The organism is Streptomyces sp. NPDC060028 (assembly GCF_042736725.1).
Lineage (GTDB): Bacteria > Actinomycetota > Actinomycetes > Streptomycetales > Streptomycetaceae > Streptomyces.
On sequence record NZ_JBHWVJ010000086.1, the window covers coordinates 1 to 12,309 of the forward strand.

Annotated in this window: 14 protein-coding genes, 1 tRNA gene and 1 riboswitch; of the genes, 5 read left to right on the plus strand and 10 right to left on the minus strand. The window is 70.0% G+C overall.

Annotated features, from left to right (window positions below; translation table 11 throughout):
* Positions 1–116: 116 nt before the first annotated feature.
* The 5 genes from ACFWBF_RS30645 to ACFWBF_RS30665 form a co-directional block, all read right to left on the minus strand.
* A complete protein-coding gene (locus tag ACFWBF_RS30645; RefSeq protein ID WP_385607657.1) occupies positions 117–1,331 on the minus strand; it encodes a DUF445 domain-containing protein in 1,215 nt (404 codons plus the stop codon).
* 296 nt (positions 1,332–1,627) lie between these two features.
* Complete coding sequence (locus ACFWBF_RS30650) at positions 1,628–2,314, minus strand: DUF1707 domain-containing protein (RefSeq protein ID WP_385607604.1); 687 nt, start codon at positions 2,312–2,314, stop codon at positions 1,628–1,630.
* 102 nt (positions 2,315–2,416) lie between these two features.
* Complete coding sequence (locus ACFWBF_RS30655; RefSeq protein WP_385607606.1) at positions 2,417–3,385, minus strand: ATP-binding cassette domain-containing protein; 969 nt, start codon at positions 3,383–3,385, stop codon at positions 2,417–2,419.
* Positions 3,386–3,388: 3 nt separating this feature from the next.
* On the minus strand, positions 3,389–4,159 hold the full coding sequence (locus tag ACFWBF_RS30660; RefSeq protein ID WP_385607659.1) for an ABC transporter permease: 771 nt from the start codon (positions 4,157–4,159) through the stop codon (positions 3,389–3,391).
* Positions 4,160–4,328: 169 nt separating this feature from the next.
* A complete protein-coding gene (locus ACFWBF_RS30665; RefSeq protein WP_385607608.1) occupies positions 4,329–5,144 on the minus strand; it encodes an ABC transporter permease in 816 nt (271 codons plus the stop codon).
* Positions 5,145–5,319: 175 nt separating this feature from the next.
* On the opposite strand from ACFWBF_RS30665, the gene ACFWBF_RS30670 reads away from it, so the two are divergent.
* On the plus strand, positions 5,320–7,797 hold the full coding sequence (locus ACFWBF_RS30670) for a transglycosylase domain-containing protein (RefSeq protein WP_385607610.1): 2,478 nt from the start codon (positions 5,320–5,322) through the stop codon (positions 7,795–7,797).
* A 9-nt stretch (positions 7,798–7,806) separates the two neighbouring features.
* On the opposite strand, the gene ACFWBF_RS30675 is transcribed toward ACFWBF_RS30670, so the two are convergent.
* The 3 genes from ACFWBF_RS30675 to ACFWBF_RS30685 form a co-directional block, all read right to left on the minus strand.
* Positions 7,807–8,127 carry a DMT family transporter gene (locus ACFWBF_RS30675; RefSeq protein WP_385607612.1) on the minus strand — a complete coding sequence of 107 codons (321 nt, stop codon included), beginning with the start codon at positions 8,125–8,127 and terminating at the stop codon, positions 7,807–7,809.
* A 32-nt stretch (positions 8,128–8,159) separates the two neighbouring features.
* Positions 8,160–8,238: riboswitch (guanidine-III (ykkC-III) riboswitch) on the minus strand.
* Positions 8,239–8,294: 56 nt separating this feature from the next.
* Complete coding sequence (locus ACFWBF_RS30680; protein ID WP_124289437.1) at positions 8,295–8,597, minus strand: co-chaperone GroES; 303 nt, start codon at positions 8,595–8,597, stop codon at positions 8,295–8,297.
* Positions 8,598–8,662: 65 nt separating this feature from the next.
* The gene (locus tag ACFWBF_RS30685) at positions 8,663–8,980 is read right to left on the minus strand and encodes a DUF3618 domain-containing protein (RefSeq protein WP_385607660.1); all 318 of its coding nucleotides are present in this window, start codon (positions 8,978–8,980) and stop codon (positions 8,663–8,665) included.
* Positions 8,981–9,084: 104 nt separating this feature from the next.
* On the opposite strand from ACFWBF_RS30685, the gene bcp reads away from it, so the two are divergent.
* The 4 genes from bcp (at position 9,085) to ACFWBF_RS30705 (ending at position 11,118) form a co-directional block, all read left to right on the plus strand.
* Entirely contained in the window at positions 9,085–9,552 is a 468-nt protein-coding gene (bcp, locus tag ACFWBF_RS30690; RefSeq protein WP_385607614.1) for a thioredoxin-dependent thiol peroxidase, read from the plus strand.
* A 148-nt stretch (positions 9,553–9,700) separates the two neighbouring features.
* Entirely contained in the window at positions 9,701–10,339 is a 639-nt protein-coding gene (locus tag ACFWBF_RS30695) for an HNH endonuclease (protein WP_385607616.1), read from the plus strand.
* On the plus strand, positions 10,336–10,995 hold the full coding sequence (locus ACFWBF_RS30700; RefSeq protein WP_385607617.1) for an HNH endonuclease: 660 nt from the start codon (positions 10,336–10,338) through the stop codon (positions 10,993–10,995). The genes ACFWBF_RS30695 and ACFWBF_RS30700 overlap by 4 nt, the downstream gene beginning before the upstream one ends.
* Positions 10,996–11,042: 47 nt before the next feature.
* Positions 11,043–11,118, plus strand: a tRNA-Leu gene (locus ACFWBF_RS30705).
* 50 nt (positions 11,119–11,168) lie between these two features.
* Here the strand turns inward: ACFWBF_RS30705 and rdgB are convergent.
* Positions 11,169–11,783, minus strand: coding sequence for an RdgB/HAM1 family non-canonical purine NTP pyrophosphatase (gene rdgB, locus ACFWBF_RS30710; RefSeq protein WP_385607619.1), 615 nt, complete (start codon positions 11,781–11,783; stop codon positions 11,169–11,171).
* 47 nt (positions 11,784–11,830) lie between these two features.
* The gene (locus tag ACFWBF_RS30715; RefSeq protein WP_385607621.1) at positions 11,831–12,235 is read right to left on the minus strand and encodes a hypothetical protein; all 405 of its coding nucleotides are present in this window, start codon (positions 12,233–12,235) and stop codon (positions 11,831–11,833) included.
* Between the last annotated feature and the right edge of the window lie 74 nt (positions 12,236–12,309).

Genomic DNA, 12,309 nt, shown 5'->3' on the forward strand with positions numbered 1-12,309 from the left:
TGGGGGCCCACGCGGCGGTGGGGGCGGCGCGCGCCGGGTTCCCCGCCTCGGGCGGGCCGGGGCGGGCCGCCGGCGCCGGGCCGCTGACGGGCCCCGCCGGACCGGGCCAGGGCCCACTACGCCCCCAGCGCCCGCGACACCGTGTAGATCAGCAGGCCCGCCAGGGCGCCGACCACCGTGCCGTTGATCCGGATGAATTGCAGGTCCCGCCCGATGTGGGCCTCGATCTTCCGCGACGTGTGCTCGGCGTCCCAGCCCGCCACCGTGTCCGTGATCAGCGAGGTGATCTCGCTCCGGTAGGTGGTGACGACGTACACCACCGCGCCCTCGATCCAGCCCTCCACCTTGTCCTGGAGCCGCCCGTCGGTGGCCAGCCGCGCCCCCAGCGACATCAGCGAGGACCGCACGCGCAGCCGCAGCTCGCTCTGCTCGTCCTCCGCCGCCGAGATGATCATCGACCTGATCGCCGTCCACGCGGAGGCGATCACGTCCTGCACCTCGCCCCGCGCCAGGATCTCCGACTTGAGCCGCTCCACCTTGGCCCGTGTCTGCGTGTCCGACTGGAGGTCGGCCGCGAAGTCCGCGAGGAAACGGTCCACCGCCCCTCGCGCCGGGTGCTCCGGCATGTCCCGCATCTCCTGCAGGAAGCGCAGCAATTCCTTGTAGACGCGCTCGCCGACCTTGCGGTCCACGAACCGCGGGGTCCAGCCCGGCGCCCCGCCCTGCACCGCCGCCTCCACCGAGTCGGCATGCGTCACCAGCCAGTCGTGCGCCCGCGCGCACACCAGGTCCACCACCCGCCGGTGCCCGCCGTCGGCGACCACCTTCTCCAGGGTCTTGCCGAGCCCCGGCGCGATCTCGGCCGTCTCGGCCCGCCGCGTGATCGCCTCCCCCACGACGGCCTGCACATCGGAGTCGCGCAGTACGGTCAGGGCCCCGCGCAGCGCCGTGGCCAGCTCTGCCGTGACCCGGTCGGCATGCGCGGGATCGGCCAGCCAGGCTCCGAGCCGGCCGCCGATGCCGAGCGCGTGCAGCCGCGTACGGACCACGTCCGCGGAGAGGAAGTTCTCCCCGACGAAGTCGCCGAGCGTGACCCCGAGCTGGTCCTTCTTGGTCGGGATGATCGCGGTGTGCGGAATGGGCAGGCCGAGCGGGCGCCGGAAGAGCGCGGTCACGGCGAACCAGTCCGCGAGCGCGCCGACCATGCCGGCCTCGGCGGCGGCCGCGACGTAGCCCGCCCAGGCCCCGGCGCCCCAGGCGTGCTGGGCGACCTTGGCCAGTACGTAGACCAGCGCCACCAGGATCAGCAGACCGGTCGCGGTGGTCTTCATCCGGCGGACGCCGCGCTGACGCTCCTCGTCGGCCGCGCTGAACACGAACCCGCCGCGTACGGGTGGTGGCACCGGTTCGGGTGGCGGTGCGGGCTCGGGTGGTGGCACGGGCTGCCCTGGCGGCGGTCCGGCCGTGCTGCGGTTCTCCACGTGCTCCTGCCTTCCCCCGGGGGCGCCGGTTTTGTGTGCATAGCATCCGACTCCCGGGAGCCCCGCAGAGTTCCCGGCACGCCGTATCGCTCGCCACGAGCGGAACGACGCACCGCTGCCAGGCCGGGCCCTACAGCTCTACGGCCCTACAGCTCCTTGCGCAGCGACGGCCCGCCGCCCTTCAGCCCCTTGCGCGACTTCGGCGGCTTGACCTTGACCTCCACCCCGCCCCAGAAGGCGAAGCCCGTCACGACCACCCTCGGGGCCCCCGGCTGCCGCGGCCCCGTGCCCTCGCTCTGGTCGAAGGCACCCATGACACCGATGCCCCGTAGATCGACCTCCACGCCCGGCGGGACCGTGATCTGGATGCCGCCCATGACCGCGACACAGGTGATCACGACCTCGGACTCGGCGAAGTTCGCCTCGCGCAGGTCGAGCTCACCGCCGCCCCAGAACGCCACCGCGTTGAACCGGGCGGGCACCGTCCAGTTGCCCTTGCGCTGGAAGCCCGACATGACCGCGACGGCCGTGGCGGAGGTACCCGACCCGCCGATCCGGGCCGGCCAGGCGGAATCCGCCCCGGCGTGACCCGCCACCGGCGACACCGGCGCGGCTCCGGTCCCGGCCGACGACGGCGCCGGCAGGTCCCGCGTCAGCGGTTCCAGTTCCGCGTACGTGCGGGACTTGTACACCGCATCCAGCCGCTCCTCGAATTCCTCCATGTCGAGCCGGCCCTCGGCGACGGCGTCCCGCAGACGCTCCATCACCCGGTCCCGGTCGGCGTCCGACGCCCTCAGCTCCGGCAACGGCTTCTCCGGCCGCTCGTCACTCATGAGCACCAGCCTATGCAGTGATTCAGGGGAGTTGTATGACTTAGCCCTGACGCGGACCCCGGGCTTATCCCTGATTTCCCCCCACCCGAACCCCCGCCCGCCTCAGCTCCTCCCCGCGTACATCCGCGCGATCACGTCCTCGATGTCCGGCTCCCGTACCGACAGGTCCACCAGCGGGTACCGCGCCGCCACCGCCGCCACCAGCGGGGCCGCCGAAGCCTGCGCCGGGAAGGCCAGCCACTGCCTCGGCCCCTCCACCTTCACCACCCGCGCCCCCGCCACGCTGATCGGCGGCAGCTCCCGCTCCAGGTCCACCACCAGGGTCCGCTCGCTCTCCCCCGCCACGCCCGCCGTGCGCAGCCCGCCCAGGGAACCGTCGTACATGAGCCGCCCGTGGTCGATCACCATCACCCGCTCACACAGCTGCTCGATGTCCTGGAGGTCGTGCGTGGTCAGCAGCACCGTGGTGCCGAGCTCCTCGTTCAACTGCCGCAGGAAGCCCCGTACCTTCGCCTTGCTCACCACGTCGAGCCCGATCGTCGGCTCGTCCAGGTACAACACGTCCGGATCGTGCAGCAGCGCCGCCGCGATGTCCCCGCGCATCCGCTGCCCGAGCGAGAGCTGCCGCACCGGTACGTCCAGCAGCTCGGCCAGGTCCAGCCGCTCCACGCAGCGCTCCAGGTTCTCCTTGAACCGCGCCGGCGGGACCCGGTACATCCGCCGCATCAACCCGTACGAGTCCTTCAGGGGCAGGTCCCACCACAGCGTCGTGCGCTGCCCGAACACCACCCCGATCCGGTGCGCGAGCCTCATCCGGTCCCGTGCCGGGTCGATGCCCGCGACCCGCAGCCGGCCGCCGCTCGGCGTCAGGATCCCGGTGAGCATCTTGATCGTGGTCGACTTCCCGGCGCCGTTGGGCCCGATGTAGCCGACCACCTCGCCCCGCGCGACCTCGAAGCTGATCCCGTCCACGGCCCTGACCTGCCGTTTCTCCCTGCGCATCAGGCTCACCCGACGCCGTACGTCGAAGACCTTCTCGACCCCGTCCAGCTCGATCAACGCATCGGCCATCACTCAGCTCCCCGTGCTTCGGTACGAACGAACTCCCGCGCGCCAAGCCAGCGACGCGGGCAGGAACACGGCGAACGCCACCAGCGGGCTCGCGTACGCCGCCCACCCCGGCAGCCCCAGCGGGTCCGGGCGCCCCAGAATGTGCAGCGCGGGCAGCCAGTTGACGAAGGCCAGCGGCACGATGAAGGTCACCCCGCGCAGCAGGTCCTTCGTGAACACCGTCGGCGGGTACTCCAGCATCGTGCAGCCCCCGTACGTGAAGGAGTTCACCACCTCCGCCGCATCCCCCGCGGCGAACTGGAACGCCGCGCCGGCCACCATCACCGCCCCGAAGATCCCCGCCCCGGCGATGATCATCACCGGCACCAGCAGCACCGTGGCGACCGTCCAGTCCACCTGCCCCGACAGCGCCGAGACCGACCAGACCAGCACCCCCAGGCCCTGCCCGAGCCGGCCCAGCCGACGCAGCGCGAAACGGTCCGCCGCGACCTGCGCGAGCACCGGGACCGGGCGCACCAGCATGGTGTCGAGCGAGCCGTCGCGGATCCGGGCGCCGATCCGGGCGGTGTTGCCGAGCAGCAGGTCCGCCAAGCCCAGGGAGGCCGAGCAGGACCCGTACAGCAGGGCGATCTCGGGCAGCGTGAAGCCCCCGAGGACGTCCACGTGCGAGAACATGATGTAGATCGCGGCGAAGTCGAGGAGCGTGATCGCCGCGTTCCCGAAGGTCGACAGGAAGAAGGACGCCCGGTACGTCATGGTCGACCGGATCCACATCGACACGATCAGCGCGTAGCCCCGCACCCCCTCGACGGCCCGGTTCCGCCGCCGCCCGCCGAGCGGGACAACGGCCGGGGCCACCGGGCGCTCCGGACCCGGACCTGGAACCGGACCCGGAACCGAATCCAGATCCCGCTCCGGATCCGGCTTCACGTCCACCGTCGCGTCAGCCACCCTGGACCACCACCTTCCGCGTCGCGGCGGACTGGATCAGCCGCCCCAGGCCCAGCAGCACGAGCGCCCACCCGGCCTGGAACCCCAGCGCCCGCAGCGCGCCCCCGGCCCCCGTGCCCATGCCGAGCAGCACGTCCAGCGGCACCTGGAGCATCGCCGCCCAGGGCAGGAGCCGTACGAACTCCCCGAAGCCGCCCGGGAACACGGTCAGCGGCAGCAGCATCCCGGAGAAGAAGATGGCGACGACGGTGGCCACCATGTTGATCCCGGCACCGTCCATCAGCCAGAACGCCGCGAGTCCCAACAGATAGCGCACGGCGAAACTCACCACCAACGCCAGCACCACGGCCACCAGGAACAGCAGCCACCGCACCGGATCCGCGGGCAGCGCCAGCCGGAACGCGAGCGCCCCGACCGCCATCGGGACCACCCCGCGGGCCACGAGCTGGAAGGCCGCCCGGCCCAGGTCCGTGGCGAGCCACCACGCCTGGAGGTCCACCGGCCGGTACAGGTCCACGGCGATGTCACCCGTACGCACCCGCTCCTGGAACTCCTCCTGGAAACCGCCGCCGATCAGTGCCCCGGCGGCGAGCAGCGACTGGCTGACCCAGATGAAGGTCAGGGCCTGCGCCTGGTCGTAGCCGCCGAGCCCGGGCCGCTCGTCCCACAGTGCGATGAACGTGTAGGCGAGGATGAAACCGAACGCGGTGTTGGTGAACACCCCCGCCGCGGTGGCCGTCCCGTAAGTGGCGTACCGCCGGAACCCTCCGGCCGCGACGGCCAGGTGAAGACGCACTCTCTGGCGCACCGTATCCCTCCGTATCCCACGTCGTTCCTACGTCGGCCAAAGCGCGCGAGCTTAGTGCGGAGGGGCGAGCCACGGAAACGATTTACGCCCCTCCGGAGCGGAATTCAGCGGCCATCGGGTAGACACCATGAGGTACAGATGTGGATGTTTCGTACGGCGCCGAGGAGTCCCGGAGATGAGCGACCAGTCACCACCCCCCGGCTGGACCCCTCGTGACCCGGACACCCCCGAAGAACCCCGGCCCGGGAAGGCCGGGGCGGCCGATCAGCCCATGGACCCCAAGCAGGCCACGAAGCCCAACAAGCCCAAGAAGGCCAAGAAGGCCGAGCGCGAACGGACCGGCTGGCGCCGCGCCCTCCCCACCTGGCGCATGGTCCTCGGCGGACTCCTGCTGCTCGCCCTGCTGCTGGGCGGCGCCCTCGTCGCCGGCTACCTGCTGGTCGACATCCCGCCCGCCAACGCCGCCGCCACCGCGCAGTCCAACCTCTACCTCTACGCCGACGGCACCCAGCTCGCCCGCGACGGCGAGGTCAACCGCGTCAACGTCCCGCTCTCGCAGATCCCGCGGTCCGTCCAGGAGACCGTACTGGCCGCAGAGGACCGGGACTTCTACTCCGAACGGGCGGTGGACCCCGCCGCGATGCTCCGCGCGGCCTGGAACACCGCGACCGGCAAGGGCACCCAGTCCGGCTCGACCATCACCCAGCAGTACGTCAAGAACTACTACCTGGGCCAGGAACAGACGATCAAACGCAAGGTCAAGGAGTTCTTCATCGCGATCAAACTCGGTCGCGAAAAGTCGAAGGACTACATCCTCGAGGGCTACCTGAACACCAGCTACTTCGGCCGCAACGCCTACGGCATCCAGGCCGCCGCACAGGCCTACTACGGCAAGGACGTCGGCAAACTCACCACCGCGGAAGGCGCGTACCTCGCCACCCTCCTCAACTCCCCCAGCGCCTTCGACGTCCTCGCCCACCCCCAGAGCCGCCCCCGCGCCGTCGCCCGCTGGAACTACGTACTCGACGGCATGGTCAAGAAGAACTGGATGACCGCCACCGAACGCGCGGCCACCACCTTCCCCGAACCCGGCAAGGTCCGCGCCGCCGCAGGGCTCTCCGGGCAGCGCGGCTACCTCGTCGAGGCCATCAAGGACTACATCGTCGAGAACAAGATCCTCGACGACAAAACCCTCGCCGAGGGCGGCTATCGCATCACCACGACCATCGACAAGCGCCGCCAGAACGCCATCGTCGACGCCGTCAACGACAAGATGGTCAGCGAACTCGACCCCGACAAGCGCAAGGCGGACCGCCTCGTGCGCACCGGCGCGGTCTCCATCGACCCGGCCACCGGCAAGGTCGTCGCCCTGTACGGCGGCATCGACTACACCAAACAGTTCGTCAACAACGCCACCCGCCACGACTACCAGGTGGCCTCCACCTTCAAGCCCTTCGTCTTCGCGGCCGCCGTGCAGAACAACTCCCGTACGCAGGAAGGCCGCACGATCACCCCGTACACGATCTACAACGGCGACAACAAGCGCCGCGTCGTCGGCACCCGGATCCGCTACGCACCGGAGAACGAGGGACAGCTCAGCTACGGGAACATCACCGTCAACACCGCCACCGACCTCTCCGTCAACACCGTCTTCGCGCAGATGGTCGTCGACGTCGGCACCGAGAAGGTCAAGAAGACCGCCATCGACCTCGGCATCCCCGCCGACACCCCGAACTTCGACCCGGGCCCGGCCATGGCGCTCGGCACCATGCAGGCCAGCGTCCTCGACATGACCCAGGCGTACGCGACCCTCGCCGCGCACGGCCGGCACACCCCGCACACCTTCCTGGAGAAGATCACCAAGGAGGGCGACACCATCGCCCTCCCGGACCGGGGCGCGAACGAGGCCGTCAGCCGCGAAGCCGCCGACACGACCACGTCCATGCTGGTCAGCGTCGTGGACAACGGCACCGGTACGGCCGCACTCGCCGCCGGGCACCCCTCCGCCGGCAAAACGGGCACCGGGGAACAGGACCGCTCCGCCTGGTTCGCGGCGTACACCCCGGACCTCGTCACGGTCGTCTCGATGATGGGCCAGGACCCGGACACGGGCACCCTGGAGTCCCTGTACGGCGCGCTCGGCGAGGCCCGTATCGGGGGCGGCGGCTACCCGGCCCGGATCTGGGCGCAGTACACGAAGACGGCCCTGGAGGGCACGGACCCGGTGGACTTCGACCTGGAACTCATGCCGGGCGCGGACCGGCCCCCGCCGCCGGTGATCCCCAACACCCCGCAGCAGACCCCGGACGACGACTCCTCGGCCCCGCCGGTACGGCCGAGCCCCCCGACCGGGGGCCAGACCCAGGGCGGGCAGAACAACGGAGGCCAGACCCAAGGGGGCCAGCACAACGGAGGCCAGAACAACGGGGGTCAGAACAACGGGGGTCAGAACACGGGCGGCCAGACCCAGGGCGGGCAGACGCAGGGCGGCCAAACACAAGGGGGCCAGACAAACGGCGGCCAGACAAACGGAGGCCAGACCGACGGAGGCCAGACCGACGGAGGCCAGACCGACGGCGGCGCCACAACCGGAAACCCGGCCGGCACCACCGAAGGCCTGCGCCCCCGCCCCCCGACGAACCTGCTCGAATAGCCCGGGTGCTCAGTGCCCGGAGGTCACCTTCAGGCCCACCACGGCGACCAGCAGCAGACAGATGAAGAAGATCCGCGCGGCGGTGACGGGCTCACCCATCACCGCCATGCCGAGCACCGCCGCACCGGCCGCACCGATGCCGACCCACACCCCGTACGCCGTACCGATCGGCAGGGTTTTGACGGCGACGGAGAGCAGCACCATGCTGGCGACGATTCCGGCGCCCGTGAACACACTGGGCCAGAGCCGGGTGAAGCCTTCGGTGAATTTCATGCCGATCGACCAGCCGACTTCGATCAGACCGGCGACGATGAGAAGAACCCAGGCCATGACAGGCACCTCCGGGACGAGAGCGAACGGGGGGTGCGTCGTCTTTGCGTCCAGCTACCCGGTACGGCGCGTCTCGTCGGGGGTTCCCCACCACCCTAGCAAAGGGCGGGCAAAGCACAAGAAAAAGGACCGGTGACCGTGGTCACCAGCCCTTCTCGCAGGTCAGATCAGAGGTACAGCCCGGTGGAGTCCTTCGACCCCTCCAGCCGCTCCGCGGCCACGGCGTGCAGGTCCCGCTCGCGCATCAGCACGTACGTCGCCCCGCGCACCTCCACCTCGGCCCGGTCCTCGGGGTCGTACAGCACCCGGTCGCCCGGCTCCACGCTGCGCACGTTCTGCCCGACCGCGACCACCTCGGCCCAGGCAAGCCGCTTGCCCACCGCGGCCGTCGCCGGGATCAGGATGCCGCCGCCCGAGCGCCGCTCACCCTCCGGCAAGTCGGACTTCACGAGCACGCGGTCGTGCAGCATGCGAATGGGGAGCTTGTCGTGCGTGGTGGTGTCGGTGATGTCGTCGCTCACGCCCCGAACCTACCTCAGCGCCTGCGCCGCACCGACAGCACCACCAGCCCGGCCACACCCACCGCGACCAGCGCGACAGGAACGATCCGCTCGACGCGCGGAGCCCCGTCCTCGTGGCGCAGCCCGTCGCGCACATCGGTCATCAGACGGTTCACGGCGACCACGGCACGCCCGGCTGCGTGGTCCACGATCCCGACGGCCCTCGCCTTGGCATCCCCAATGATCGTCTTCGGGTGCATGCGCACGCCGATCTCATCGAGCGTATCGGCGAGCTGCTCGCGCCTGCGGACGATGTCCGCCTCGATCTGTGCGGGGGTCCTGGCTTCCGACACCGCGCTGCCTCCGTCGTCGTGGTCTGTGGGGGCGTAGTCCGCCATGAACAGTCTGTCAGCTTAGTCTCGAGACATATCGATCCCCTCCCGAGGAGACTTCCGACATGAGCGAGCGACTTCAGCCGGGCGACACCGCCCCTGCCTTCACCCTGCCCGACGCGGACGGCAACAAGGTCTCGCTCGCCGAGCACAAGGGCCGCAAGGTGATCGTGTACTTCTACCCGACCGCCCTGACCCCGGGCTGCACCAAGCAGGCCTGCGATTTCACGGACAACCTGGACGTGCTGGCCACGGCCGGCTACGACGTCATCGGCGTCTCCCCCGACAAGCCGGAGAAGCTGGCGAAGTTCCGCGAGAAGGAGCACCTGAAGGTCACGCTGGTCAGCGACCCGGACAAGGAGACGCTGACCGCATACGGCGCGTACGGCGAGAAGAAGCTGTACGGCAAGACGGTCACGGGCGTCATCCGCTCCACGGTGGTCGTGGACGAGGAGGGCAAGGTCGAGCACGCCTTCTACAACGTGAAGGCCACGGGCCACGTAGCCAAGATCATCAAGGACCTGGGAATCTGACCACCCCCTCCCTCCCGAACGCAGCGGCCCGCCCCCATCCGGCGCGGGCCGCTCCGCTTATCGGACGAAACAACCCGTAACCGTCCGACTATCGGTCCGTTACCCCATACGAGAGCCGCGCACGCGGCCGGGGACGGAGGGACACGGGATGCCGACCAGCCCGTACACGAAGGAACGCCTGGCGGCGGCGGCCAGCACGTCACGCACGCTGACGGAGGCGCTGGAACAGCTGGGGGTGGACCCGAAGAGCGGGTCGAGGCGGTACCTGTACGACCGCATGCGGAAGCTCGGGGTGAACGTCGCGCACTTCGAGCGGGAGGGGGAGAAATGGACGAGAGAGGTCTTGGAGGACGCGGTCGCCCTCTCGAAGAACATGTGTGAGGTACTGCGGCGCCTCGGGCTCGAGGTCGTGGGCGGTCACCACACCCACATCAGCCGCAAGGTGAAGGCATTCGGCATAGACACCTCGCACTTCGCGCCGACCTCCCTGGCGGGGCGGCCCAAGACGAGGCGAACCCCGGAGGCGATCCTCGTCAAGCAGAACGGGCCTCATACCCGCCGAGCTCAGAGTGAACATCTGAAGTGGGCGCTCAGCGCACTGGGTGTACCCGAACAGTGCGCAAGGTGCGGCATCCAGCCGGTCTGGCAGGGGCACCCACTACCTCTGGAGGTGGACCACATCGACGGAGACTGGCGCAACAACCAACCGGCCAACCTGCGGCTGCTCTGCCCCAACTGCCACTCCACGACAGACACGTACCGCGGCCGGGGCAAGGGACGCCGGTGACCAGCGCCGCCCACTACACGCGGGAAGTCCTGGCCGACGCCGCGGCCCGGTGCAAGGACATTGACGAGGTCATCGACCGCTACGGGATACAGCCGCACCCTCAGCGGCTCCGGCAATACCTCATGCGGCGCTTCTCCGCCTACGGCATCGACATATCCCACTTCGACCGACGCCCTTACCGGCTCCACGAGAAACCGGATCAGCCCTCTCTGCAGAACGCCGTCGCCACGTCGCGCTCCTGGGCGGAGACCCTCCGGCGTCTCGATCGGCCCGACAGTAGAGGGTGGAGGGCATCTCTCAAGGCGTGGGTCCTCGAATCGGGGCTGGACACGTCGCACTTCCTCGGTCAGGCACACGGCCGCGGCAAGCCTGGACGCGTACCCCGCAAGCCCGCTGATGAAATCCTCGTCAAGCACGAGGGAAAGTGGCGGACCCGTAGCCGACTCCTGCGAAGGGCCCTGCACGACATGGGTGTTCCGGAGTGCTGCGACACCTGCGGAACACCGCCCGAGTGGCTTGGTGACCCTATGACCCTGGAGGTCGACCACATCAACGGCGATTGGAGCGACGACCGCCGCGAGAACCTGCGGTTGCTGTGTCCCAACTGTCACGCGGTCACGAGTACGTGGTGCCGAGGTGGTCGACGAAGTCGTTAGAAATCCACCCGTCGACGCCCCGCCAGCGAGTAGAGTGTTCTTGGCTTGCGCCCGTACGCCAACTGGGGAGCGGCGATCTTTAGGTGGTCGCGTATGTCGGTTCGAATCCGATCGGGCGTACCAAGCAGACAAGGCCCGGCCTCCCGAGTTTCGGGAGGCCGGGCCTTGCTGCGTCAGCCCAGGAGGGCGCGGACGAACGGGGTCAGGGCGCGGAAGGCCTGGCCGCGGTGGGAGATGGCGTTCTTTTCCGCCGGGGTCAGTTCCGCGCAGGTGCGGGACTCGCCCAGGGGCTGGAGGATCGGGTCGTAGCCGAAGCCGCCCGTGCCGGCGGGGGTGTGGCGCAGGGTGCCCAGGAGGCGGCCCTCGACCACGCGTTCCGTGCCGTCCGGGAGGGCCAGGGCCGCCGCGCAGGCGAAGTGGGCGCCGCGGTTGGCGTCGTCGATGTCGCCGAGCTGGGCCAGGAGGAGGGCCAGGTTCGCGGCGTCGTCGCCGTGGGTGCCGGACCAGCGGGCGGAGAAGATGCCGGGGGCGCCGTTCAGGACGTCCACGCAGAGGCCGGAGTCGTCGGCGACCGCCGGGAGGCCCGTGGCCTGGGCCAGGGCGTGGGCCTTGAGGAGGGCGTTCTCGGCGAAGGTGACGCCGGTTTCCTTGACATCCGGGATCTGCGGGAACGCGTCCGCGCCGACCAGCTCGTGCGGCAGGCCGGCGTCGGACAGGATGGCGTGGAGCTCGGCGATCTTGCCCGCGTTGCGGGTGGCCAGGATCAGGCGGCGGGGCGTGGAGGTCATGCCCGCCATTATTCCGGCCGCCGCCCCGGGGTCGGCCCGGCCCGGGGTCAGCCCGGGGTGCAGACCTTCGAGATCTCCTTCGCCGCGTCCGCGACGGGCGTGACGTCCGGGACCGAGTTGCCGTTCTCGATCGACGTGCGGACGTTCTTGACGGCCGCGTTCATGGAGTCGATGGCCTTGCTCAGGTCGGCGTTGTCCGTCTGGTCGCCGACCTTCTTGAGGTTCGTCTCGATCTGGTTGAGCGCGTTCTGGGCGTCCTGCGGGCTGTTGCCCGCCTGCGAGACCGCCTGCTGGAGGTCGTTCGCGCCGTCCGTTATGGCCACCGCGGTGTTCGCGCAGTCCATCGCCGTCGAGATCGCGTCGCAGGAGGTGATCGCCGGGACGGCGAGAGCGGCCGCCAGCGCGACGGCGGCTATGCGGAGCTTGTGAGTCGTCTTCGGCTGCGGTTTCACTTCGGGTCTCCCCCAACTCTGGTACATGGACGGGCGCACGGCTGTGACACCGTGCGCCCGTATCCGCGTAGACG